This window comes from Klebsiella sp. JB_Kp031 (genome assembly GCF_040064295.1).
Classification (GTDB): Bacteria; Pseudomonadota; Gammaproteobacteria; order Enterobacterales; family Enterobacteriaceae; genus Klebsiella; species Klebsiella quasipneumoniae.
This window is the reverse complement of record NZ_JBEAJW010000039.1, coordinates 76,749-101,271: the sequence shown is the minus strand read 5'-3', so window position 1 is coordinate 101,271 and position 24,523 is coordinate 76,749. Positions and strand designations below refer to the sequence as shown.

General features: G+C 57.5%; 24 protein-coding genes and 1 pseudogene. 9 read left to right on the top strand and 16 right to left on the bottom strand.

Annotated features, from left to right (window positions below; genetic code table 11):
• Positions 1–209: 209 nt before the first annotated feature.
• Together acnB and yacL are read left to right on the top strand one after the other, a co-directional pair.
• On the top strand, positions 210–2,807 hold the full coding sequence (gene acnB, locus ABLV64_RS19050) for a bifunctional aconitate hydratase 2/2-methylisocitrate dehydratase (RefSeq protein WP_017901168.1): 2,598 nt from the start codon (positions 210–212) through the stop codon (positions 2,805–2,807).
• Positions 2,808–2,994: 187 nt separating this feature from the next.
• A complete protein-coding gene (gene yacL, locus ABLV64_RS19045; protein ID WP_023319739.1) occupies positions 2,995–3,357 on the top strand; it encodes a protein YacL in 363 nt (120 codons plus the stop codon).
• Positions 3,358–3,513: 156 nt separating this feature from the next.
• Here yacL and speD read toward each other — a convergent pair whose 3' ends face one another.
• The 5 genes and pseudogenes from speD to ABLV64_RS19020 all read right to left on the bottom strand — a co-directional run bounded on the left by speD (position 3,514) and on the right by ABLV64_RS19020 (position 8,021).
• Complete coding sequence (gene speD, locus ABLV64_RS19040) at positions 3,514–4,308, bottom strand: adenosylmethionine decarboxylase (protein ID WP_004204375.1); 795 nt, start codon at positions 4,306–4,308, stop codon at positions 3,514–3,516.
• Between the two features lie 24 nt (positions 4,309–4,332).
• Positions 4,333–5,193, bottom strand: a complete 861-nt coding sequence (gene speE, locus ABLV64_RS19035) for a polyamine aminopropyltransferase (protein ID WP_004204376.1) — start codon at positions 5,191–5,193, stop codon at positions 4,333–4,335.
• A gap of 147 nt (positions 5,194–5,340) precedes the next feature.
• Positions 5,341–6,477, bottom strand: a pseudogene (locus tag ABLV64_RS19030) (FKBP-type peptidyl-prolyl cis-trans isomerase N-terminal domain-containing protein); the annotation flags it as partial.
• 539 nt (positions 6,478–7,016) lie between these two features.
• Entirely contained in the window at positions 7,017–7,427 is a 411-nt protein-coding gene (locus ABLV64_RS19025) for a hypothetical protein (RefSeq protein ID WP_004204380.1), read from the bottom strand.
• Between the two features lie 246 nt (positions 7,428–7,673).
• On the bottom strand, positions 7,674–8,021 hold the full coding sequence (locus ABLV64_RS19020; RefSeq protein ID WP_004204381.1) for a YacC family pilotin-like protein: 348 nt from the start codon (positions 8,019–8,021) through the stop codon (positions 7,674–7,676).
• Positions 8,022–8,166: 145 nt separating this feature from the next.
• On the opposite strand from ABLV64_RS19020, the gene cueO reads away from it, so the two are divergent.
• Positions 8,167–9,768, top strand: coding sequence for a multicopper oxidase CueO (gene cueO / locus ABLV64_RS19015; protein ID WP_049116607.1), 1,602 nt, complete (start codon positions 8,167–8,169; stop codon positions 9,766–9,768).
• A 75-nt stretch (positions 9,769–9,843) separates the two neighbouring features.
• Here the strand turns inward: cueO and ABLV64_RS19010 are convergent, their stop codons facing one another.
• Positions 9,844–12,234: a glucose/quinate/shikimate family membrane-bound PQQ-dependent dehydrogenase gene (locus tag ABLV64_RS19010; RefSeq protein WP_325912561.1), complete on the bottom strand. Its 2,391-nt coding sequence runs from the start codon at positions 12,232–12,234 to the stop codon at positions 9,844–9,846.
• 79 nt (positions 12,235–12,313) lie between these two features.
• Between ABLV64_RS19010 and ABLV64_RS19005 the strand changes: the two genes are divergently transcribed.
• Complete coding sequence (locus ABLV64_RS19005; protein ID WP_032426021.1) at positions 12,314–12,433, top strand: hypothetical protein; 120 nt, start codon at positions 12,314–12,316, stop codon at positions 12,431–12,433.
• Positions 12,434–12,437: 4 nt separating this feature from the next.
• A complete protein-coding gene (gene hpt, locus ABLV64_RS19000; RefSeq protein WP_004204384.1) occupies positions 12,438–12,974 on the top strand; it encodes a hypoxanthine phosphoribosyltransferase in 537 nt (178 codons plus the stop codon).
• Positions 12,975–13,029: 55 nt separating this feature from the next.
• Here the strand turns inward: hpt and can are convergent, their stop codons facing one another.
• Complete coding sequence (gene can / locus ABLV64_RS18995; RefSeq protein WP_004204385.1) at positions 13,030–13,692, bottom strand: carbonate dehydratase; 663 nt, start codon at positions 13,690–13,692, stop codon at positions 13,030–13,032.
• Between the two features lie 178 nt (positions 13,693–13,870).
• Here can and ABLV64_RS18990 point away from each other — a divergent pair, with 178 nt between their 5' ends.
• From ABLV64_RS18990 to ABLV64_RS18975, 4 genes are all read left to right on the top strand, one after another.
• A complete protein-coding gene (locus ABLV64_RS18990; protein ID WP_004204387.1) occupies positions 13,871–14,797 on the top strand; it encodes an ABC transporter ATP-binding protein in 927 nt (308 codons plus the stop codon).
• Positions 14,794–15,564: an ABC transporter permease gene (locus tag ABLV64_RS18985; RefSeq protein ID WP_004204389.1), complete on the top strand. Its 771-nt coding sequence runs from the start codon at positions 14,794–14,796 to the stop codon at positions 15,562–15,564. Before ABLV64_RS18990 ends, ABLV64_RS18985 begins: the two co-directional genes overlap by 4 nt.
• A 123-nt stretch (positions 15,565–15,687) precedes the next feature.
• Positions 15,688–16,128, top strand: a complete 441-nt coding sequence (locus tag ABLV64_RS18980; RefSeq protein WP_004204391.1) for a PTS sugar transporter subunit IIA — start codon at positions 15,688–15,690, stop codon at positions 16,126–16,128.
• A 58-nt stretch (positions 16,129–16,186) separates the two neighbouring features.
• Positions 16,187–17,440 carry a polysaccharide deacetylase family protein gene (locus ABLV64_RS18975; protein WP_017901163.1) on the top strand — a complete coding sequence of 418 codons (1,254 nt, stop codon included), beginning with the start codon at positions 16,187–16,189 and terminating at the stop codon, positions 17,438–17,440.
• A 36-nt stretch (positions 17,441–17,476) separates the two neighbouring features.
• Here the strand turns inward: ABLV64_RS18975 and panD are convergent, their stop codons facing one another.
• The 9 genes from panD to thpR all read right to left on the bottom strand — a co-directional run bounded on the left by panD (position 17,477) and on the right by thpR (position 24,472).
• Positions 17,477–17,857 carry an aspartate 1-decarboxylase gene (gene panD / locus ABLV64_RS18970; RefSeq protein WP_004204397.1) on the bottom strand — a complete coding sequence of 127 codons (381 nt, stop codon included), beginning with the start codon at positions 17,855–17,857 and terminating at the stop codon, positions 17,477–17,479.
• Positions 17,858–17,950: 93 nt separating this feature from the next.
• Complete coding sequence (gene panC / locus ABLV64_RS18965) at positions 17,951–18,805, bottom strand: pantoate--beta-alanine ligase (protein ID WP_053810756.1); 855 nt, start codon at positions 18,803–18,805, stop codon at positions 17,951–17,953.
• An 11-nt stretch (positions 18,806–18,816) separates the two neighbouring features.
• Positions 18,817–19,608 (bottom strand): 3-methyl-2-oxobutanoate hydroxymethyltransferase, encoded by a 792-nt coding sequence (panB, locus tag ABLV64_RS18960; protein WP_004204400.1) that lies wholly within the window; start codon positions 19,606–19,608, stop codon positions 18,817–18,819.
• A gap of 119 nt (positions 19,609–19,727) precedes the next feature.
• A complete protein-coding gene (gene folK, locus ABLV64_RS18955; RefSeq protein WP_023319748.1) occupies positions 19,728–20,207 on the bottom strand; it encodes a 2-amino-4-hydroxy-6-hydroxymethyldihydropteridine diphosphokinase in 480 nt (159 codons plus the stop codon).
• Entirely contained in the window at positions 20,204–21,598 is a 1,395-nt protein-coding gene (gene pcnB, locus ABLV64_RS18950) for a polynucleotide adenylyltransferase PcnB (protein ID WP_071592560.1), read from the bottom strand. The genes folK and pcnB overlap by 4 nt, the downstream gene beginning before the upstream one ends.
• A gap of 62 nt (positions 21,599–21,660) precedes the next feature.
• Positions 21,661–22,542, bottom strand: a complete 882-nt coding sequence (gene gluQRS / locus ABLV64_RS18945) for a tRNA glutamyl-Q(34) synthetase GluQRS (protein WP_117089362.1) — start codon at positions 22,540–22,542, stop codon at positions 21,661–21,663.
• Positions 22,543–22,601: 59 nt separating this feature from the next.
• Positions 22,602–23,057 carry an RNA polymerase-binding protein DksA gene (dksA, locus tag ABLV64_RS18940; RefSeq protein WP_002888845.1) on the bottom strand — a complete coding sequence of 152 codons (456 nt, stop codon included), beginning with the start codon at positions 23,055–23,057 and terminating at the stop codon, positions 22,602–22,604.
• 162 nt (positions 23,058–23,219) lie between these two features.
• The gene (sfsA, locus tag ABLV64_RS18935; protein ID WP_004204404.1) at positions 23,220–23,936 is read right to left on the bottom strand and encodes a DNA/RNA nuclease SfsA; all 717 of its coding nucleotides are present in this window, start codon (positions 23,934–23,936) and stop codon (positions 23,220–23,222) included.
• On the bottom strand, positions 23,936–24,472 hold the full coding sequence (thpR, locus tag ABLV64_RS18930) for an RNA 2',3'-cyclic phosphodiesterase (RefSeq protein ID WP_283091090.1): 537 nt from the start codon (positions 24,470–24,472) through the stop codon (positions 23,936–23,938). Before thpR ends, sfsA begins: the two co-directional genes overlap by 1 nt.
• Between the last annotated feature and the right edge of the window lie 51 nt (positions 24,473–24,523).

Genomic DNA, 24,523 nt, shown 5'->3' with positions numbered 1-24,523 from the left:
CAGATTAACACCTTTCAAAAATCCTGCTATGCTGCCGACGCGGTATCGGGCATTTACCCTACAAACTGCTGTCTCACAGGAGCGTGAAGAAAATCGCCCAGCCACTAAATCCTTCAAGATGCGTCAAGGCGGCAAACTGCCAATACCGAAGCAGATTGATTGAAGACGTGTAGGCCGCATTATGACAATGAGAAGCGAGGAGAACCGTCGTGCTAGAAGAATACCGTAAGCACGTAGCTGAGCGTGCCGCCATGGGGATTGTTGCCAAACCCTTAGATGCAACCCAAATGGCCGCGCTGGTAGAACTGCTGAAAAACCCGCCTGCGGGCGAAGAAGAATTCCTGTTAGACCTGCTGATTAATCGTGTACCGCCGGGCGTTGACGAAGCCGCCTATGTTAAAGCTGGATTCCTTGCCGCGATCGCCAAAGGCGAAGCGTCCTCCCCCCTGGTTACCCCTGAAAAAGCCGTTGAACTGCTGGGCACCATGCAGGGCGGTTACAATATCCACCCGCTGATCGATGCCCTGGACGACGCGAAACTGGCGCCGATCGCCGCGAAAGCGCTCTCCCATACCCTGCTGATGTTCGATAACTTCTACGACGTGGAAGAGAAAGCGAAAGCAGGTAACGAGCACGCAAAACAGGTCATGCAATCCTGGGCCGACGCTGAGTGGTTCCTGAACCGCCCGCAGCTGGCAGAGAAAATCACCGTTACCGTTTTTAAGGTGACTGGCGAAACGAACACCGATGACCTGTCTCCGGCGCCGGATGCCTGGTCGCGTCCGGATATCCCGCTGCACGCCCTGGCGATGCTGAAAAACGCCCGCGAAGGCATTGAACCGGATCAGCCGGGCGTGGTTGGCCCGATCAAACAGATCGAAGCCCTGCAGCAGAAAGGCTACCCGCTGGCCTACGTTGGCGACGTGGTCGGGACCGGCTCTTCACGTAAATCGGCCACCAACTCGGTGCTGTGGTTTATGGGCGACGATATCCCGAACGTGCCGAACAAGCGTGGCGGCGGCCTGTGCCTGGGCGGCAAAATCGCGCCAATCTTCTTCAACACCATGGAAGATGCAGGCGCGCTGCCTATCGAAGTGGATGTGTCAAACCTGAACATGGGCGACGTGATTGACGTTTACCCGTTCAAAGGCGAAGTGCGTAACCACGAAACCAACGAACTGCTGGCCAGCTTCGAGCTGAAAACCGATGTGCTGATCGATGAAGTGCGCGCCGGCGGCCGTATCCCGCTGATCATTGGTCGCGGTTTGACTACCAAAGCGCGCGAAGCGCTGGGTCTGCCGCACAGCGATGTCTTCCGTCAGGCGAAAGACGTGGCGGAAAGCACCCGCGGCTTCTCTCTGGCGCAGAAAATGGTTGGCCGCGCCTGCGGCGTTGCCGGTATCCGTCCGGGCGCCTACTGCGAGCCGAAAATGACCTCCGTCGGTTCTCAGGACACCACCGGTCCAATGACCCGTGATGAACTGAAAGACCTGGCGTGCCTGGGCTTCTCCGCTGACCTGGTGATGCAGTCCTTCTGCCACACCGCGGCCTATCCGAAGCCGGTTGACGTCACCACGCACCATACTCTGCCGGACTTCATTATGAACCGCGGCGGCGTCTCGCTGCGTCCGGGCGATGGCGTTATCCACTCCTGGCTGAACCGCATGCTGCTGCCGGATACCGTGGGTACCGGCGGCGACTCCCATACCCGTTTCCCCATCGGGATCTCCTTCCCGGCGGGCTCTGGTCTGGTGGCCTTCGCCGCCGCGACCGGCGTGATGCCGCTGGATATGCCGGAATCGGTGCTGGTGCGTTTCAAAGGTAAAATGCAGCCGGGGATTACGCTGCGCGACCTGGTTCACGCTATCCCGCTGTACGCCATCAAGCAGGGCCTGCTGACCGTTGAGAAGAAAGGTAAGAAAAACATCTTCTCTGGCCGCATCCTTGAGATTGAAGGCCTGCCGGATCTGAAAGTGGAGCAGGCGTTCGAGCTGACCGATGCCTCTGCTGAACGTTCTGCTGCAGGTTGCACCATCAAGCTGAACAAAGAGCCGATCGTTGAGTATCTGAACTCCAACATCGTCCTGCTGAAGTGGATGATTGCCGAAGGCTACGGCGATCGCCGCACTCTGGAGCGTCGTATTCAGGGTATGGAAAAATGGCTGGCGGATCCGCAGCTGCTGGAAGCCGATGCTGACGCGGAATACGCGGCAGTAATCGACATCGATTTGGCGGATATCAAAGAGCCGATTCTGTGCGCGCCGAACGATCCGGACGATGCCCGCCTGCTGTCTGACGTACAGGGCGAGAAAATCGACGAAGTGTTCATCGGCTCCTGCATGACCAACATCGGCCACTTCCGTGCCGCCGGTAAGCTGCTGGACAGCCACAAAGGCCAGTTGCCGACTCGCCTGTGGGTGGCGCCGCCAACCCGTATGGACGCCGCGCAGCTGACCGAAGAAGGTTACTACAGCGTATTTGGTAAGAGCGGGGCGCGTATCGAAATCCCTGGCTGTTCCCTGTGTATGGGTAACCAGGCGCGCGTCGCCGACGGTGCGACGGTGGTTTCCACCTCTACCCGTAACTTCCCGAACCGTTTAGGTACCGGCGCTAACGTCTATCTGGCCTCTGCCGAGCTGGCAGCGGTGGCTTCTCTGCTTGGTAAACTGCCGACGCCGGAAGAGTACCAGACCTTCGTGGCGCAGGTGGATAAGACAGCGGAAGATACCTATCGCTATCTGAACTTCAACCAGCTGGATCAGTACACTGAAAAAGCTGACGGCGTGATCTTCCAGACCGCGGTGTAAAACCAATCGGTCAGCCTGGCTGACCGTTTGGCTACAAACTCCCCAATGCCCGGTGAACATTGCATCACCGGGCATTTTTATTTCCAAACCTCCTGCCTGTTACGCTTTTTTTCTTTCGGTCTGCTGCGATAATTACTCCATGGGTACAGTGCAGCGGTGACGCATTGCCCTTGCAGAGGAAAAGACGATGGACTACGAATTTCTGCGCGATATTACCGGAGTGGTAAAGGTGCGAATGTCGATGGATCACGAGGCGATTGGCCACTGGTTCAACGAGGAGGTGAAAGACAATCTTGCTCTGCTTGACGAAGTGGAGCAGGCTGCGCGCACCGTGAAAGGCAGTGAACGTTCCTGGCAGCGTGCCGGACATGAATATACGCTGTGGCTGGATGGTGAAGAGGTGATGATCCGCGCCAATCAGCTGGAATTTTCCGGCGACGAAATCGAGGAGGGGATGAGCTACTACGATGAAGAAAGCCTCTCTCTGTGCGGCATTGAGGATTTCCTGCAGGTAGTTGCCGCCTATCGTGAGTTTATGCAGCAGCGTTGATGACTTATTTTGCGCCGGGCTGCGGAAAAGCGTAGCCTTGCTAAGCGTCGCGTGCGCAGGGCACATCCCCGGGTCGCGACGAGTACCTTGCCCCGGCTACCAGCCGGCGCAGAACCCAGGCCCGGCAAGCACAAGCGCCGCCGGGCATTTGAGGCATTACACGGCAGGAATATTGCGGCCGTAGTAAATCTCGCGCATCTCTTTCCACAGCAGGTCGGTAATGACCTTGCGCTCTTCAGCGGTCAACTCTTCCGGTCGGGTATGGAACATGTAGTGCTTAAGGTCGAACTCCTTGAGCAACATTTTGGTATGGAAGATATTTTCCTGATAAACGTTGACGTCGACCATGTCATACAGCGACTTCATATCGTCAGACATAAAGTTCTGAATTGAGTTGATTTCATGATCGATAAAATGCTTCATCCCATTGATGTCGCGGGTAAAGCCGCGCACGCGGTAGTCAATGGTTACAATGTCCGATTCCAGCTGGTGGATCAGATAGTTCAGCGCTTTGAGCGGTGAAATAACCCCGCAGGTAGAGACTTCGATATCGGCGCGGAAGGTGCACAGGCCGCCTTCCGGGTGGCTCTCCGGATAGGTATGCACGCAGATATGGCTTTTATCGAGATGGGCGACCACGGTTTCAGGCAGCGGGCCGGGGTGTTCGGTCTGGTCGATAAGCCGCGGGTCGACGGGCTCTTCGCTTACCAGAATGGTCACGCTGGCGCCCTGGGGTTCATAATCCTGGCGGGCGATATTCAGGATATTAGCGCCAATAATAGAGCAGGTTTCGCTCAGGATCTCTGTCAGGCGATTGGCATTATAAAGTTCGTCGATATAGGCGATGTAGCCGTCGCGCTCTTCTGCCGTTTTGGCGTAACAGATATCGTAGATACAAAAACTCAGGCTTTTGGTCAGGTTGTTAAAGCCGTGCAGCTTCAATTTTTTCAATTTAGTTCACCCCCTTATTTCGCTTCACGGTGCGGACAGAGCATCATGCAGATATTGTGGTAAGGCGAAGGCCGCCGTATGGATTGCCGGATTGTAGTAACGGCAGGTCAGGTTGGCTTTGTGAAAGCGCGCCTGAATGATTTCGCTGGAAAGATGGCGCAGCGCCTCGTTGTCGCTCGCCCAGGCAAAGGTCATTATCCCGCCGTAATAGGTCGGAATCGCCGCCTGGTAGAAGCTGACGTCGCGAAAATAGTGGCTCAGTTTGCGATGGCTACCGACCGCTTCATCCTGCTGCAGGAAGCAGACGCCGTTCTGCGCAACGAAAATCCCTCCCGGATTCAGGCAGCGTTTGCAGCCTTCATAAAAAGCCGAGGTGAAGAGGCTTTCCCCCGGGCCAATAGGGTCGGTACAGTCCGAAATGATCACATCAAACGTTTGCGTCGTCTGGTTAACAAAATTGACGCCATCATCAATTACCAGCGTAAAGCGCGGATCGTCATAGGCGCCGGCGCTATGGTTGGGCAGGTACTGGCGGCAGAATGAGACCACCCCGGCGTCGATTTCCACCATGGTGATGCTTTCGATGCTGCGATGACGAGAGACTTCGCGCAGCATCGCGCCATCGCCGCCGCCGATGATCAGGACATGCTTGGCGTTGCCGTGAGCCAGCAGCGGCACGTGGGTCATCATTTCGTGATAGATAAACTCATCGCGTTCGGTGGTTTGCACGACGCCATCCAGCGCCATCACCCGGCCAAAGGCGCGGTTGTCAAAGATGATCAGATCCTGATGATCGGTTTTTTCGTGGTACAGCACGTTATCAACGCTAAAGTACTGACCAAAATGGTCATGCAGCGTTTCATGCCACAGTGGATTATCGGCCACGGTGAGGCTCCTCCTTCGTTAACATCTGTTACACCCGTAAAACGAGTGCAACATCATAGACAACTATAGATGAGGATGCACGGCGGTTATTGCAGCAATGCGGCAGGAATAACAGCACCGCCCGGAGAGGGCGGTGGGGAGACAGGGCTATTTTGCCGGCGCGGGTTGGCTATCCACTATCCGCACGGAATAGACCATGGTGGCGCCTGGGGGGATCTTCGGTGGCAACCCTTTACTGCCATAGGCTTTGTCGGGCGGGACGACCAGCGTCACGGAGCCGTGGTTCTGCAGGCGCTTCAGCGGCCCGCGAAATACCGGGGGATAGGCATCCAGTTTCTGGGTAAGCGCCTGATCTTTCGTCTCCATATCATTGATCACCGTTCCGTCCGTCAGCATCTCTTTGATCACCACGGTCACCAGATCGTTGCCGCTAATTTTTCCTTTACCCGGGTAATCGATACGGCTGTAGACGCCCTCTTTGAAGACCACACCTTTTTTGCGCGCAAACGCCTGCTGGTATTTCTGACCGGCGCTGATGTTTTTCTGCTCGATTTTATTCAGGTTCTGGAAAACCTGCTGTGAAATGTCAAACAGCGCTTTGTTACGCTCCTGTTCGCCGAGGCGAAGCTGGCCGCTGAAAGCATCTTCGATGCCCTGCAGCACCAGGCCAGCGTCGACGTTAACCCCCTGAGTGCGACGAGTCGTGAGGACATTAAGCGCCTCTGTACCCATCGAGGCGCCGATGGCGTAAGCCTGCTGTTCACCTGGCGCGCTGAGTTTGGCGGCGGTTTTGCCGGTGGTATTTCTCGGCGGGACCGTCAGCTGCGTCCGCAGCAGCTGGATTTCATCCTCTTTCATCCGCAGCTGGGCGTTATCTTTGTCCGCCTGCAGGCGATAGGCCGCCACTATGGCCGCCATCTCGGGGGGCTCATCTTTTGCCGCCACGGCGGCATCGGCGCGGCTCGATGGCGCTTTCTCCGCTGCGGCGAGCCGGTTAGCCAGAGACTGCTTATCGGCGTTAAGGGCTTTGATCTGGTCGAGGGCGGTCTGCTTCTCTTTTTCCGCCGCCGCCAGCCGGTTAGCCAGCGACTGCTTATCGGCGTTAAGGGTTTTGACCTGGTCGAGGGCGGTCTGCTTCTCTTTTTCCGTCGCCGCCAGCCGGTTGACCAGCGGCTGTTTGTCGGCGTTAAGGGTTTTGACCTGGTCGAGGGTGGTCTGCTGCGCCTTCTCTGCCGCGGCGAGCCGGTTAGCCAGCGTCTGCTTATCTGTATTCAGAGCGGTGAGGCTGGCGCTGAGCCGTTTATTTTCAGCTGCGGCTTGCTGAAGCTGTGACGTTAATTGTTGGATCTGCTTCAGCGCGGCGGCCTGACTTTGCTGCAGAGTCGTATTCTGGACTGCGCCTTCTTTTTTAATTAACGCCTCATTTTTCGCGGTGGCGGCGGTTAAGGCGATCTGTAATTCTTTTATTTTGTTATTTAAGGCCGCTTGCTCATTCGCGATGGAGGTTTCTGTGGCCGGAGTGTTAGCAAGCTGTTTTTTTAATTGCTGAATAGTTTTATTTTTTTGCTCAATCGTCGCCTGCTGGCTGACGATTCTTTTTTGCAATTGCGCGGTATTAGGCGTCTTTTTTTTATTATCCGCATTTTGACGATCGCCTGACGTTTGCTTTGCGGTTGCAGCATCGCTTTTTTCATGCGCCTGGGTTTGCTGCTGGGCGTAGTCAAGAAACGCCGGCGCGGCGCCGGCGAAGAACGGTGTTGAAAGCGCCAGCGCCGCGACGAGCATCAGCAGGGGCGCGTTGAGGGTCAGCGTGGCGGCTCTGTTCATGGCTGTTTGCTTTCACCCCGCTGTACCAGGCTATCGATCAGCGTTTTCTGGATATCGGCGCATAGTTTGATGGATTTAAACTGATACATGGAGTCAATGCCAAGCCGGGTGGGATCCGCCACTTTCTCGCGCACGCTGTTGTATTGTGATGCCGCACGCACTAAGGCGTTGAAGTCATTGCTGAGTTTGGTTGCCTGCTGTGGGTTAACCTCTTTTAGCGAGTCCAGCGCCTGTCGGCAGGATTCAATGCGCGCTTGTTCGCTAGCCGCGCGCTCCTGCTCTGCCTGCTGCTGTGACGTTAGCGGAGTGGTGAGCGGTTTTACCTGCTGGCGAGAGGCGGTATTGCTACAGCCGGCTAATAACATAGCGGCGAGTGGAATAATACGAAGAGTCAGCGAGATATTCACAATTTCAGTCCATGAAGTAGATATATTTTCAACGGATTCTAAAAGGGTGGTTTTTATTTTGCAATATATCACTAGGGATATTTTATTGTTTTTTTTCTGGAAAGGCTGTTAGTACGGGTTTAATTTATTTATTGGATTGATGTATTGCGATATATATAAGGTTTATTTTATATAAAATAATAATGGTAAATATTAGAGGCGGGTGAGGAGGGGAAAAGCGCGGCGCGTTGCCGCCCGCGCGGGAAATTATTTGACGTAAGCCAGCAGGCTAAGTGAATCGCGGGCCAGCGCTTTACATTTTTTCGCCGTCGGAAGGTTAATGCCGCTGAGATCGCGATAGCTGTCTTCGCCAAGCGCTTTCATGTTGTAGCTGTCGTAGTTGCTCAGGTCCCACTGGTTCTGTTGGGCAAAGAACACCAGAGCGCGCCGGATCTGTGTGTTGGGCAGGTTCTGGTAGCCACAGTCATTTTTCAGAAACACAAAAACCGCGGTTAAATCAGCCATGTCTTCCGCTTCGGATTCGCTGAGCGCGTAGCTGTTGGCGGAGAGAGTAAGCAGGCTGCCGAGTACCATTGTTCTGAAAAGCGTCTTCATTTTTTCTACCGTTAGATCACCGACGCTTCAAATTAGCATACTTCTTTACACAGCGCCGATCTTTATTCTCACTCTTCTGCTTGACCTTCCCGTTACGGTAGGGTTTAAGCTCAAATATTCGCCCGCAGAATAAAAGGATGTGAATATGCAACGTCGAGACTTCCTCAAACTGACCGCCGCGGTCAGCATGGCCAGCGCGTTACCGCTTTGGAGCCGTGCGGTCTTTGCAGCCAGTCGCCCGGCCCTGCCGGTACCGTCGCTGTTGACGGCCGATGCGCGCAACCGTATCGCGCTGACCATCCAGGCGGGCAAAACGCAATTTGGCGGGATGAACGCCACCACATGGGGGTATAACGGCTCGCTGCTGGGGCCCGCGCTGCAGCTGACGCAGGGGAAGACCATCACGGTGGACATTACTAACCAGCTGGCAGAAGAGACCACGCTGCACTGGCATGGTCTGGAGGTCCCGGGCGAGGTCGACGGGGGACCGCAGGGGGTTATCGCCCCGGGCTCCACTCGGACGGTGAGCTTCACGCCAACGCAACGGGCGGCCACCTGCTGGTTTCACCCCCATCAGCACGGGACCACCGGTCGGCAGGTGGCGATGGGGCTGGCGGGGCTGGTGCTGATCGAGGATGAAGAGAGCGGACGCCTGCTGTTGCCGAAGCAGTGGGGAATCGATGATGTACCGGTTATCGTACAGGACAAGAAGTTTACCGCCGCTGGCGAAATTGATTATCAGCTGGATGTCATGAGCGCCGCCGTCGGCTGGTTTGGCGATACGCTGTTGACCAATGGCGCTCTCTATCCTGAACATGCCGCCCCGCGCGGCTGGCTACGTCTGCGCTTGCTGAACGGCTGTAATGCCCGTTCCCTCAATTTTGCGACCAGTGATAAGCGCCCGCTGTACGTGGTGGCCAGCGACGGCGGTCTGCTGGCGGAGCCGGTGAAGGTCAATGAACTGCCGGTCTTGATGGGGGAGCGTTTTGAGGTGCTGGTGGACACCAGCGACGGTAAACCTTTTGATCTGGTGACCCTGCCGGTGAGCCAGATGGGCATGGCCATTGCGCCTTTCGATAAACCACAGCCGGTACTGCGCGTCCAGCCGCTGGTTATTCCTGCCTCCGGTAAGCTGCTGGATACCCTGGCCGCTCTGCCGGCGCTACCGTCCCTGACGGGGCTGACGCAGCGTCAGCTCCAGCTGTCGATGGATCCGATGCTTGACAGGATGGGCATGCAGGCGCTGATGGAGAAATATGGCGATCAGGCGATGGCCGGAATGGATCACGGCATGATGGGGCACGGCGGGATGGGCGACATGGGGAGTATGCACCACGGCGACATGAGCAACATGAACCACGGGTCCGGCATGAATCATGGTATGTCGTCGGCTAAGGGGTTTGATTTCCATAACGCCAACCGCATCAACGGCAAAGCCTTCGACATGAATGTGCCGATGTTTGCCGCCGCCAGAGGAGAGTATGAACGCTGGGTCATCTCCGGCAAGGGCGACATGATGCTGCATCCGTTCCACATTCACGGCACCCAGTTCCGCATCCTTAGCGAAAACGGCAAGCCGCCAGCGGCGCATCGTAGCGGCTGGAAAGACACCGTTCGTGTGGAAGGGGACGTGAGTGAAGTATTAGTGAAGTTTGATCATCCGGCGCCGAAGGAGTTTGCCTATATGGCCCACTGCCACCTGCTGGAACATGAAGACACCGGGATGATGTTGGGATTCACGGTATAGGGCGGTATAGCCCTGGCGCGTGGAAATAGGGGATAAAGACAAAAAAAACGGCAACTTTCGTTGCCGTTTTGCGTTTTATTTCGCCTCATCCGGGAGCGCATAGGCGACGATATAATCGCCCATTTTTGTACCAAACGAGCCGTGACCGCCGGCAGAGATGACAACATACTGTTTGCCATTCACTTCGTAAGTCATCGGAGTCGCCTGGCCGCCGGCTGGCAGACGGGCTTCCCACAGTTTCTCACCATTGCTCATATTGTACGCGCGCAGGTAGTTATCCGCGGTCGCGCCGATGAACAGGACGTTACCCGCCGTGGAGATCGGCCCACCCAGCATCGGCATACCCATGGTGAACGGCAGTTTAACCGGCATCGGGAACGGCAGGCTATCCTGCGGAGTACCGATACGTTTTTTCCATACCACTTCGTTGGTTTTCAGATCCAGCGCGGAGATATAGCCCCATGCCGGCTGTTTGCACGGCAGGCCGAACGGCGACAGGAACGGGTTCAGGGTGACGCCGTAAGGGACTCCGTACTGCGGCTGCACGCCGGACTCGGTGCCTGAGCCTTTCGCATCTTTCGGCGGTTCCATTGGGTTGCCCGGGCCGCGTGGGATCAGTTTAGAGACGAACGGCAGCGCCATTGGGTTGGCGATAGCCACCTGACGGTTCGGATCGACGGAGATACCGCCCCATTCAAACATCCCCAGGTTACCCGGGAAGACGAGGGTGCCCTGCTCAGACGGCGGGGTAAAGATACCTTCATAGCGCATCTGGTGGAAAATCACGCGGCACACCAGCTGGTCGAACATGGTGGCGCCCCACATGTCCGCCCCGGTCAGATCTTTCTTCGGACGGAAGCTCAGATCGGAGAAGGGCTGAGTTTTGGCCACATAATCGCCTTTGGCGGCGCCCTGCGGGACCGGTTTTTCCGGGGCCGGGACCACCAGCTCGCCGTTACGACGATCCAGCACGAAGATGTTGCCGGTTTTCGCCGGAGCATAGATGACCGGCACGGTTTTGCCATTGACTTCAATGTCAGCCAGCGTCGGCTGAGAAGGCATGTCCATATCCCACAGGTCGTGGTGGACGGTCTGGTAGCTCCAGGCCAGTTTACCGGTGGTGGCGTTCAGCGCGACAATCGAGCTGGCATAGCGCTCTTGCTCCGGCGTGCGGTTGCCGCCCCAGATATCCGGAGTGGTCACGCCCATCGGCAGATAGACCAGATCCAGTTTGGCGTCGTAGGCGGCAGGCGCCCAGGAGTTCGGTGAGTTGAGCGTGAAGTGATGCTCATCGCCTGGGATGGCGTTCGGATCTTTCGCGCCTGGATCGAAGGCCCACAGCAGTTTCCCGGTATTCACATCAAAACCGCGGATCACGCCTGACGGCTCACGGGTAGAGAAGTTATCGGTGACTGCGCCGGCAATCACGATGGTCTTATCGGTGATAATCGGCGGGGAAGTGGGTTCATACATGCCCGGCGTGGTCACTGGCATGTTGGTCTGCAGGTTGAGAATACCTTTGTTGGCAAAGGTTTCGCACAGCTTACCGTTGTCGGCGTTTACTGCGAACAGGCGACCATCGTTCACCGGCAGGATAATGCGGCGCGGACAGTCGGCCACGACGTCAGCAGGGGCGTTATCCGCTTTCGCTTCGTGATACGAGACACCGCGGCAGGTGACGTGCTGGAATGACGGGTCGGCGTTCAGCTGCGGGTCAAAATGCCATTTCTCTTTACCGGTGGCGGCGTCAAGCGCGAACAGGCGCTGATGGGCGGTACACAGGAAGAGCGTGTCGCCGACTTTAATCGGTGTCACTTCGTTAGTGATTTCACCCGGATCGTTCGGCTGTTTCAGGTCGCCGGTGCGGAACACCCAGGCTTCCTTCAGGTTCTTCACGTTGTCGGCGTTAATCTGCTTCAGCGGGGAGAAGCGCTGACCTTCCTGGTTGCGGCCATAGGCCGGCCAGTCGCCGTCGGCAACGTTGGAGATCGGCGCGGCCGGGGTGGCGTCGGCGCTCAGGGTGCCGTTGATCTCCTGCGGGTCGTTAAAACCAGCCCAGGTCAGCATGCCGCCGCTGATCAGCAGGGCGACGACCAGCGCGCCTACGGCGCCAGCGGAAGGCACCGGCAGACGACGCCAGACAAAAGGCAGGATCAGCCAGATACCAAAGAAGACGAGGATGTCGCTACGCGGCGTCAGCGCCCAGAAGTCGAAGCCGACTTCCCAGACGCCCCAGATCATGGTCGCCAGCAGCAGTGCGGCGTACAGCCACAGCGCAGCGCGCTTGCCGCGCAGCAGCATCACGGTCACGCCCAGCATCACCAGACCGGCGATGGGATAGTACCAGGAGCCGCCAAGCACGACCAGCCATGCTCCGCCGATTAAAAGATACAGGCCGCAGAACGCTGCAAATAGCGCAGTCAGCGTCACCAGGAGCCTTGATTGTTGAGACTTTGTTTCAGCCATAGAAAGTTACTCATGTGTTTGTTAATTTTTTAACTGCAATTAATTATAGGATTTAACAAGTGTGATCGGAATCACAAATATGGCTTTATTAATCCCTGCACCGCAGATTTCTTTTTGCTGGTATACTGGATGGCTTGCCGGTCATCGTCGGGGCGAAAGCAGCGGCTTTGATGATTTATATTTAGAATCAAATGGTTAGTCTTATGAAACATACTGTAGAAGTGATGATCCCGGAATCCGAGATCAAAGCGCGCATCGCGGAACTGGGTCGTCAAATCAACGAACATTATCAGGACAGCGGCAGCGAAATGGTGCTGGTGGGGCTGCTGCGCGGCTCGTTTATGTTCATGGCCGACCTGTGCCGTGAAGTGCAGGTGCCGCATGAAGTTGATTTTATGACCGCCTCGAGCTACGGCAGCGGCATGTCCACCACCCGTGATGTGAAAATCCTCAAAGATCTGGACGAAGACATCCGTGGTAAAGACGTACTGATCGTGGAAGACATCATCGACTCCGGCAATACCCTGTCTAAAGTGCGTGAGATCCTCAGCCTGCGCGAGCCGAAGTCGCTGGCCATTTGTACGCTGCTGGATAAACCAAGCCGCCGTGAAGTGAATGTCCCGGTTGAGTTCGTCGGTTTCGCCATTCCGGACGAGTTCGTGGTGGGCTACGGTATCGACTACGCTCAGCGCTACCGCCATCTGCCGTATATCGGCAAAGTCACCCTGCTGGACGAGTAAGGGAATATTCCACTCAGGCGCGCGCCGCTCGCGCCTGAGCGGCTAAGTCTGAAGGCTATTTGTGGTTGATGTGCTTGATCTTGAGGTTGGAGATCCCGTGGCGATAGCGCTGTTCGAGGGTTTCCCTGCTCACGGCGGTCACATCCAGATCGCGCAGCAGTCCGTCGTGAATACCGTATGCCCAGCCGTGGATGGTGACTTTCTGTCCGCGCTTCCACGCCGATTGCATAATCGTCGAATGTCCCAGGTTGTATACCTGCTCCATCACGTTCAGTTCACAAAGGGTATCCAGACGGCGCTCCTCCGGCATTTCCCCCAGCAGCGAGCTGTGTTTAAACCAGATATCGCGGATATGCAGCAGCCAGTTGTCGATGAGCCCCAGCTCCGGGTTCTCCACCGCCGCCTGCACGCCGCCGCAGCCGTAGTGGCCGCAGATAATGATGTGCTCAACTTCAAGGACATCGACGGCATACTGTACCACCGACAGGCAGTTGAGGTCGGTGTGGATCACCAGATTCGCCACGTTACGATGCACAAACAGTTCGCCTGGCTCCAGGCCGGTGAGTCGCTCAGCGGGAACGCGGCTGTCAGAACAGCCAATCCACAGGAAGCGCGGTTTCTGCGTTTGCGACAGTTTCTCAAAAAAGCCGGGGTCCTCTTCCACCAGCATTTTTGACCATAGTGCATTGTTGCTGATGAGTGTATCTATATCATTCATGGACGTTATCGGCCTGTAACCAAGTAAGTGCGTTGCGCTAATATAGGGTAAGCTCACCTTTTTTAAAACCATCTTAACCCGTGATACTTCAGGCTGCAGATGCGCTGGCCGCGACAGTACAGCGCAAACGTCAGTCAGGCGGGTTAATGACGTGTCATGACACGAGAAGAGATATTTAATGACCATTGCTCTGGAATTAAAACAGCTCAAAAAAACCTACCCCGGCGGGGTTCAGGCACTGCGGGGAATCGACCTGCAGGTTGAAGCGGGGGATTTCTATGCCCTGCTGGGCCCGAACGGGGCGGGAAAATCCACGACGATCGGCATCATCAGCTCGCTGGTGAACAAAACCTCCGGTCAGGTCAATGTCTTTGGCTACGATCTGGAGAAAGATGTCGTCAACGCCAAGCGCCAGCTTGGCCTGGTGCCGCAGGAGTTTAACTTTAACCCGTTCGAGACCGTGCAGCAGATCGTCGTTAACCAGGCGGGCTACTACGGCGTTGAGCGTAAAGAAGCCATCGCCCGCAGCGAAAAGTACTTAAAACAGCTCGATCTATGGGAAAAACGCAGTGAACGCGCGCGGATGCTCTCCGGCGGGATGAAGCGCCGCCTGATGATCGCTCGCGCGTTGATGCATGAGCCGAAGCTGCTGATCCTCGACGAGCCGACCGCCGGCGTCGATATCGAACTCCGCCGCTCGATGTGGGGCTTCCTCAAGGATCTCAACGATCGAGGAACCACCATTATTCTGACCACCCACTATCTCGAAGAGGCCGAAATGCTGTGCCGCAACATCGGCATCATCCAGCACGGTACCCTGGTGGAAAATACCTCGATGAAAGCGCTGCTGTCGAAGCTGAAGTCAGAGACCTTTATTCTCGACCTCGCGCCAAAAAGCCCGGTGCCGAAGCTCGAGGGCTACCAGTATCAGCTGGTCGATACCTCGACGCTGGAAGTGGAGGTCCTGCGCGAGCAGGGGATTAACAGCGTCTTCGCGCAGCTGAGCGCCCAGGGGGTGCAGGTACTGAGTATGCGTAACAAAGCCAACCGTCTGGAAGAGCTGTTTGTCACCCTGGTGCATGAGCGAAAAGGAGAGTCAGCATGATGCAGCTTTATTGGGTCGCGCTGAAAAGCATCTGGACCAAAGAGATCCACCGTTTTATGCGCATCTGGGTGCAGACGCTGGTGCCGCCGGTGATCACCATGACCCTGTACTTCGTGATTTTCGGCAACCTGATCGGCTCGCGCATCGGCGAGATGCATGGCTTTACCTATATGCAGTTTATCGTGCCGGGCCTGATCATGATGGCGGTGATCACCAACGCTTACGCCAACGTCGCCTCGTCGTTCTTCAGCGCCAAGTTTCAGCGCAACATTGAGGAGCTGCTGGTGGCACCGGTGCCGACGCACGTGATTATCGCCGGCTATGTGGGCGGCGGGGTGGCGCGCGGGCTGTGCGTGGGCATCCTGGTGACCGCGGTGTCGCTGTTCTTTGTGCCGTTCCAGGTTCACTCCTGGCTGTTTGTCGCCCTGACGCTGCTCCTTACCGCGGTGCTGTTCTCGCTGGCCGGGCTGCTGAACGCGGTGTTTGCCAAGACCTTCGATGACATCAGCCTGATCCCGACCTTTGTGCTGACGCCGCTGACCTATCTCGGCGGGGTGTTCTACTCGCTGACCCTGCTGCCGCCGTTCTGGCAGGGGCTGTCGCATCTGAACCCCATCGTCTACATGATCAGCGGTTTCCGCTTCGGCTTCCTCGGTATCAACGATGTGCCGCTGGTGACCACCTTTGCGGTGCTGGTGGTCTTCATCGTCGCCTTCTATCTCCTCTGCTGGTCGTTAATCCAGCGCGGCCGCGGCCTGCGTAGCTGATACTCATCACGGTTTAGCGCTTCCGGACGCCAATACGCGAAGCGCTAACCGCTTATCTTTGACCGCCATCACCGATACGCCATCTTCCCCTTGCTACATTGTTGGCTGGCTAAGGAGGGAAGCATGCTTGGTTGGGTCATTACCTGCCACGATGAGCTGGCGCAGGAGATGCTGGATCGTCTTGAACAAAAATTTGGTCCACTGGCCCAGTGCCGGGCGGTCAATTACTGGCGCAATCTCAGCAGCAATATGTTGAGCCGGATGATGTGCGATGCGCTGCATGCCACCGACTCCGGGGACGGGGTCATTTTCCTTACCGACAGAACCGGCGCGGCGCCTTATCGGGCCGCGGCGCTGATGAGCCACAAACATACCCACTGCGAAGTGATCTCCGGCGTCAGCTATTCATTACTTGAGCGAATGTATCTGCTGCGGAATACGTTAAGCAGCGAGGCGTTTCGCCAGGCTATCGTCAGCGCGGGCGGTCCGATGGTGAGCAGCCTGTGGCATCAGCAGCAGAAGAACCCCCCGTTCCGGTTGCGTCATGATACCTTTGGAAATTAAGCAGCGGGACAGATGCCGCTTTTGTTACAATAACCGCCGTTGATGGTTTACCGGTTCGATGCGCATGCTTGCCCGATTTTTTACTCTGCTTCTTTTACTGACCTCACTCAGCGCCTCCGCCAGTCTGCTTAGCCAGCAGGGCAAGCCTGTGCGCTATATGCAAACCACCGAAGACGCGGTTATCTGGGCGCAGGTGGGGAACCATGTGGTCAGCGTCGGCAATGTGCGTGCCGGGCAAATCCTCGCGGTTGTCCCGACGGCGGCTGATTACTATGAGTTTCGCTTCGGCTTCGGCACCGGGTTTATTGACAAGGGCCATCTGGAGCCAGTGCAGGGTAAGCAGCGGGTGGAGGACCGTCTTGGGGATCTCAATAAGCCGCTGAGTAACCAGAATTTACTCACCTGGAAAGATACGCCGCTCTATGACGCTCCCTCTGTGAGTAGCGCGCCGTTCGGCACGCTGGCCAATAATCTGCGCTATCCGATCCTCAGCAAGCTGAAGGACCGGCTCAATCAGACCTGGTTTCAGATCCGCATTGGCGACCGGCTGGCGTGGGTCAGCAGTCTGGATGCGCAGGAGGATAACGGGATCCCCGTGCTGACCTATCACCATATTCTGCGTGACGAAGAGAACACCCGTTTCCGCCATACCTCGACCACCACCTCGGTACGCGCCTTTAATAACCAGATGACCTGGCTGCGGGATCAGGGTTATACCACGCTGACCCTCTATCAGCTGGAAGGCTACGTGCGCAATAAAATCAACCTTCCGGCGCGGGCAGTCGCCATCACCTTCGATGACGGCTTGAAATCGGTAAATCGCTACGCCTATCCGGTGCTGAAACAGTATGGCTTCCACGCCACCGCCTTTATTATTTCATCGCGTATTAAGCGTCATCCGCAGCAATGGGATCCGAAATCGCTGCAGTTCATGAGCATTTCTGAGCTCCGGCAGATCCAGGACGTCTTTGACATTCAGTCGCATACCCACTTTCTCCACCGGGTGGACGCCAGCCGGCGGCCGATCTTATTCAGCCGCAACTACCATAATATTCTGTTTGATTTTGCCCGCTCGCGCCGGGCGCTGAGCCAGTTTAATCCACATGTGCTCTACCTTTCCTATCCCTTCGGCGGCTATAACGCCACGGCGGTGCAGGCGGCGAATGACGCCGGGTTTCATATGGCGGTGACGACGGTGCGTGGGAAGGTGAAGCCGGGGGACAATCCGTTTCTGCTAAAGCGGTTATATATCTTACGCACGGATTCGCTGGAGACGATGTCGCGGCTGATCAGTAACCAGCCGCAGGGGTAAACTTCGGCGCTGCACCTGAGTGCGGCGCCGTGGTCATCAGGCGACCTGCACCGGAATCGCTTTTGCCTGGCGCTTCATTTCGTTGTCGCCTTCGAAGTAGGCGATGTTGGGCTGCCAGCGGCGCGCCTCTTCGTCAGACATGGTGACGAAGCTGGCGATGATCAGGATATCGCCGACGCTGGCGCAGTGCGCGGCGGCGCCGTTAACGGAGATGATTCTGGAGCCCCGCTCGGCGGCAATGGCGTAGGTGGAGAAACGGTTGCCGTTGGTGACGTTCCAGAGGTGAATGGTTTCATTCTCCAGAATACCGGCCGCATCCAGGAAGTCCTGGTCAATGGCGCAGGAACCTTCATAGTGCAGGTCAGCCTGCGTCACTTTTACGCGGTGGAGCTTGCCCTGCAGCATATTACGCATCATAACTTCTACCCTTCAACCTTAATGTAGCAGAGCGGACACGACGTCCGCCCTGAGAAAAGCCCGGGCAAGTATTGCCCGATTTTTACCCGCTGTCTACTGACCGAGCGTGACGATCTGGTTGTCGATCAGGCGGGCCTGACCGAGCCAGGCGGCCATCAGGATGACCGCGCGCTGGCTGGCGTCGGTCAGTTCAAGCAGGGTGTCGGCATCGCGGATCTGAATGTCGTCGGCGCGGAAACCTTTCTCGTTCAGCTCCTGTTCGGCGATAGCGATGATCTCGTCGAGCTGACGGTCGCCGGCGGCCAGTTTTTCCGCCGCCGCGCTCAGCACTTTATACAGGCCGGGAGCGATTTTGCGCTGGTCGGCGGTCAGGTAGCCGTTACGCGAGCTTAGCGCCAGGCCATCCTTCGCGCGGACGATCGGCACGCCGATAATATCGATATCGTAGCCCATGTCGGCAACCATCTTGCGGATCAGCGCCAGCTGCTGGAAGTCTTTCTCGCCAAAGCAAGCGACGTCAGGCTGAACCAGGTTAAACAGCTTACTGACGATGGTCGATACGCCGCGGAAATGGCCCGGGCGGCTGGCGCCTTCCAGCATGGTGGACAGGCCGGGGACGTCGACGTAGGTCTGGCCTTCGGTGCCCTGCGGGTAGACTTCCGCCGGCGTCGGCGCGAAGACAAAATCGACATGACGCTTGTTCAGCTTTTCACAATCATCCTGTAGGGTGCGCGGGTAGCGCGCCAGGTCATCGGCGCGGTCAAACTGCATCGGATTGACGAAAATACTGACCACCACCACGTCCGCGCTGGCTTTGGCTTCATCAACCAGCTTCATATGACCATCATGCAGGTTGCCCATCGTCGGGACCAGCGCGATACGCTTGCCTTCCTGACGCAGACGGCGGATATGCTGACGCAGCAGCAGCACGGATTCTATAATCAGCACAACAAGACTCCTTAATGGAAACTGTGTTCTTCGCCCGGATAGACCCCGGATTCAACTTCGGCAATATACTGCCGCACCGCGGCGCGGATGTCGCCCGCCTCGGCAAGGAAATTCTTGGCAAATTTCGGAATGTGGCCGCCGGTAATGCCGAAAGCGTCATGCATCACCAGGATCTGCCCATCGGTGACGTTGCCCGCGCCGATGCCGATCACCGGAATGGTCAGGGCTTCGGTGATGCGTTTCGCCAGGGCGACCGGGACGCACTCCAGCACCAGCAGTTGCGCGCCTGCCGCTTCCAGCGCTAACGCGTCTTCAAACAGGGTCTGCGCCGCATCGCCGCGTCCCTGCACTTTATAGCCACCGAAGACGTTCACCGACTGCGGCGTCAGGCCGAGATGGCCGCAAACCGGCACCGCGCGTTCCGCCAGCATCTTCACGGTCTCGGCCAGCCAGGCGCCGCCTTCGAGTTTGACCATATTGGCGCCAGCGCGCATCACGACGGCGGCATTTTCGAAGGCCTGCTCCGGCGTGGCGTAGGCCATAAACGGCAGGTCGGCGAGCAGCAGGCTGTTCGGCGCGCCGCGGCGGACGGCGCGGGTGTGATAGGCGATATCTTCTACGGTGACCGGCAGGGTGGAGTCGTGACCCTGCACCGTCATTCCCAGCGAGTCGCCCACCAGCAGCACATTAATGCCTTCATCGGCGAACAGCTTCGCGAAGCTATGGTCGTAGGCGGTAATGGTGGCAAAGCGCTTCTTTTCCTGTTTGCATTTCTGCAGCAGGGCAATGGTGGTCGGTTTCATAACATTTCCTGATGATGAAAGTCATATTAACCGGCATTCTAACAGCAGCATTCAGAGGGGCAATGATTTTGGGCAACCGATTACGACGATCGCCGCAAATGCTAAAAAAGGAGAGGGAATTACCAGATAGCGGGCTTTGCCGCGCCGAGATCATCCAGCACGGCGCGCAGCGCCATGCCGTCAGGAAAGTGGAGGTCCGGGGCGATCTCGAACAGCGGCCAGAGCATAAAGCCGCGGTTTCTCATATCGTAGTGCGGAACGGTCAGGCGCTCGCTGTTAATGACCGCATCGCCAAACAGCATAATGTCGAGATCGAGGGTGCGCGGCCCCCAGCGTTCGGCTTTGCGCACCCGACCCTGCTGCAGCTCAATGCGCTGGGTGTGATCGAGCAGCGCCTCAGGGGACAGCGTGGTTTCCAGCGCGACGGCGGCGTTGAGATAGTCTGGCTGATCCTGCGGGCCCAGCGGCGGCGTGCGGTAGAACGAAGAGACGTTCACCACGCGGCTGTGCGGTATTTCGCCCAGGGCGTGGATAGCCGCCTGCACCTGCGCCAGTGGCGAAGCGAGGTTACTGCCGAGGGCGATATAGGCCAGGGTCATGCGTTACCCTGGCGTGGCGCGCGCTTGCGCGGACGGCGGTGGCGACGGCGCGGCGCCGGATCGTCCCCGAGGTCGTTGAGCATATCTTTTTGCGCCGGCGGCGCGGCGACCTGGAATTCGCCCCACCATTTGGTCAGACGCTGCAGTTCGCCGTTGTTTTCAGCGCCAGCGCGTAGCTCCAGCAGATCGTAGGCGGCGCGGAATTTCGGATGCTCCATCAGCTTCCAGGCGCGTTTGCCCTGGCGACGGGACATGCGCAGCTGCAGCTGCCAGATATCGCGGATCAGGGTGGTGATGCGCTTAGGGATCGCCAGCGTACGGCAGGCTTCGTCCAGTACGTCGTTCATCGCCAGGGCGAAGGCGTCATAGTATGCCAGTCCGCTCTCCTGGGCGATTTTCTGCGCCGTCTCCAGCAGCGGATACCAGAACATCACTGCGAACAGGAAGGCCGGATTGACGCGCATGTCGTTACGAATGCGGGTATCGGTGTTCTTCAGCACCTGGTTGATGATCCGCTCCATCGGGCTATCGCCGCGCTCGGTAAAGTAGCGGGTGATGGTCGGGAACAGCGGCTGGAACAGGTTGTATTCCCGCAGCAGCAGGTAGGTCTGATAGCCATGCCCGGCCTGCAGCAGCTTGAGCACTTCTTCGAACAGGCGCGCCGGCGGCACGTCGTGGAGCAGGGCGGCCAGCCGCGGCAGCGGTTCGGCCGTTTCCGGACTGATGGTCATATCCAGCTTGGCGGCGAAGCGCACCGCGCGCAGCATGCGTACCGGATCCTCGCGATAGCGGGTTTCCGGATTGCCGATCAGGCGGATCACGCCGTCCTGCAGATCCTTCATGCCGCCGACGTAGTCGCGAACGGTAAAGTCCGCCACGCTGTAATAGAGGCTGTTGATGGTGAAGTCGCGACGCTGGGCGTCCTCTTCGATCGAGCCGAAGATATTATCACGCAGCAGCATGCCGTTCTGGCCCCGCTGGGAGGTGACGCGATCGGTAGTGTGTCCTTCGTGATGGCCACGGAAGGTAGCGACCTCAATAATTTCCGGCCCGAACATGACGTGCGCGAGGCGGAAACGGCGCCCGACCAGACGGCAGTTGCGGAACAGCTTACGCACCTGATCCGGCGTGGCGTTGGTCGTGACGTCAAAATCTTTTGGCTTTTTGCCAAGCAGCAGGTCGCGGACGCCGCCGCCGACCAGCCAGGACTCATAGCCCGCCTTGTTGAGGCGGTACATGACCTTGAGGGCGTTTTCACTGATATCTTTGCGGGAAATAGCATGCTGCTCACGCGGGATCACCGTCATAGGCGTTGGTTCGACGGCGGCTTCTGCCTCGCGCTCCTCACGGCTTAGCACCTTACGGCAAAAATTAGCGACTCGGGTAAAAATGGTGCACCTCGTAGTGTCAGACGGACTTCAGATCAACTGTACAGTGTAAAAATAGCGGCTAATCATAGCTCAGCGGGAGCCATTTGAGAATGCTCGATTTTCGCCGGCTGCCAGTTGGCGACGGCCTGGGCGAGTAAATCATCGATGCTCAGGGCCTGCCACTCCCCGGCGATCTCCTGATTCAGAAAGCGGAGCGCCCGGACGATTTCGGGGCGCGGATCGCCTTCCGGCAGCGCCGGCGCGTGGTTTTGTTTAGAGAGCTTATTGCCGTCGGGATTGAGGGCCAGCGGCAGATGGAGGTAGTCCGGCGCCTGCCAGCCAAAATGCTGATACAGCGAAATCTGCCGTACCGTCGGCTCAATCAGATCGGCGCCGCGGACGATCTCGGTGATCCCCTGAAAGTGGTCATCGACCACCACCGCCAGGTTGTAGGCAAACAGTCCGTCGCGACGGTGGATAATAAAATCTTCTCGCGCCAGCGGCTCGTTGGCGACCAGCGTGCCGCGCAGGCGGTCGGTGAACTGCAGAACCGGACGGGTCTGGCGCAGACGCAGCGCGGCGTTTTCCGCCCCCAGCCCAAGGTCGCGGCAGTGACCATCATAGATCCCGCCCACGGCGTGGATCCGCGCGCGGGTGCAGGTGCAGTAGTAGCTCAGTCCTTGCTCGCTCAGCCAGGCCAGCGCCTCGCGGTAGGCTTCGTGCCGTTGCGACTGCCAGAGCACCTCGCCGTCCCAGTGCAGACCATAGTGGTCGAGCTGGCGCAGGATGGTGTCGGCGGCCCCGGGGACTTCGCGCGGCGGGTCGATATCTTCAATACGAACGCGCCAGATACCCTGGTTCGCGCGGGCCTGCAGGTAGCTGCCGAGCGCGGCGATCAGAGAGCCGAAGTGGAGTTCGCCGGAGGGGGAGGGAGCAAAGCGCCCTATATAGCGTGAGTCAGTCATGGTACGGACAACAGAACCAGGCGGGAGAGACTCCCGCCAGAGAGTGAGGCAGCAGGGGATTAGCCCGCCATCTGTTTTTCGCGAATTTCCGCCAGGGTTTTGCAGTCAATGCACAGATCCGCTGTCGGACGCGCTTCCAGACGGCGAATGCCGATCTCCACGCCGCAGGATTCGCAGTAGCCGAAGTCTTCGTCTTCAACTTTTTTCAGCGTTTTCTCGATCTTTTTGATCAGTTTACGTTCGCGGTCGCGGTTACGCAGCTCCAGGCTGAACTCTTCTTCCTGGGCGGCACGGTCTACCGGGTCCGGGAAGTTAGCAGCTTCATCCTGCATGTGCGATACGGTGCGATCCACTTCATCCCTGAGTTGATTACGCCATGCTTCAAGAATACGCTTGAAGTGCGCCAGCTGGGCTTCGTTCATATACTCTTCGCCCGGTTTCTCTTGGTACGGCTCCACCCCAGCGATGGCGAGAATACTCAGGGACGATGTTTTACGGTTTTGCCCTTCTTGCATGTTGCTTCTCCTTAACACGCACTATCGATCCCCATGTGGGGGAAAATCAGGCCGCTATAAATAGCAGATGCTTTTCCGGATAGCAATTATCTAAACGTTACACTTGACAACCCTGTGAAGAAAAGCGTATTCGCGCTTGCGACCCGAACACTATTTAGCCATTTATTTACCGGGGTTTAACACCACGGCAATCGGCTTATTCAGAGTCATCCTCGTCGTAGAAAGTTCCGCCTTCCAGGCGAGAATTTCCACCCCCTTGTCGCGGGCTTCTGTTAACAGCTGTGCGTATCTGGCATCAATATGATGCGCGGGAGAGAAACGGTCAATTGCCGAATGCAGGACGGCAAATAAAATCACCGCGCGGTCGCCATTTGCCGCGACGGCCATCAGCTCCCGCAGGTGCTTCTGTCCGCGCATAGTCACCGCATCAGGAAAATAACCGTATTCTTTCTCCGCCAACGTAACCGATTTCACTTCAATATAGCAGTTTTGGCGATCATCTGCCTGTAACATAATATCGATACGGCTATTCTCAGCGCCATATTTCACTTCGCTTTTCAGCTGGTTATAGCCGGAAAGTTCAGGGATTATTCCGGCGGAAATTGCTTCTTTCGCCAGCGTATTCGCGCGCAGCGTGTTGACGCAAATAACGGCGCCCTGCTGCGTTTCAGTTAATTCCCAGGTATGGGCATATTTGCGCTTCGCATTGTCAGAAGTGGAATACCAGACGGTGTCGCCCGGGACGGCGCAGCCGGTCATGGCACCGGTATTTGGGCAGTGGAGCGTCAATTCGCGGCCATCGGGGGTCACCACGTCGGCAAGAAAACGTTTGTAACGTTTAAGCAAAATGGCGGGTTGCAACGGCGGATCAAACTGCATCAATTTTCCTTATCAAACGGATAATGTTCCAGCGCCGTGTAGCGCGTGCGCCCGCGGCTAAAGCTGGATTCATAGAGCACGAACTCGTTCACCGGAAACGTCCAGCGAAAGCCGGGCGGCGGGATCGGCACCGCCTGACGGGCATCGCGCCACAGGGTAATGTGCGGATGAAACGGCTGCGGACTCTGATAGCAGCCGCTGCGCGCCGCCTGAGCGCGCAGCATACTGGCAAGCTGCAGCAGGCCGCGCGGTGGCTGACGGGTCCCGAGCCAGACCACCCGCGAACGCAGCCACTGTCCGGCATCGTCCAGCGTCAGGGTAAAGCCCTGCTGCTGGAGGCGGCCGGCGAGGGCAGACAGCGCCCGCTGTTTTTCCGCGCTCACCTCGCCGAGAAACGCCAGCGTCAGATGAAGGTTATCCGCCGCGACGGGCCTGCCGGCATCCTCAGGGAAGTGCGTTGCCCGCCACTGAACAATCTGTTTGCGGACGGCAGGCGGCAGTTCAATCGCAAAAAACAGCCTTTTCGGCTCAGACATGATAGAGACTCGGTAATGAATTAGGGGGATGCTACAATGCGAGCCCCTGAA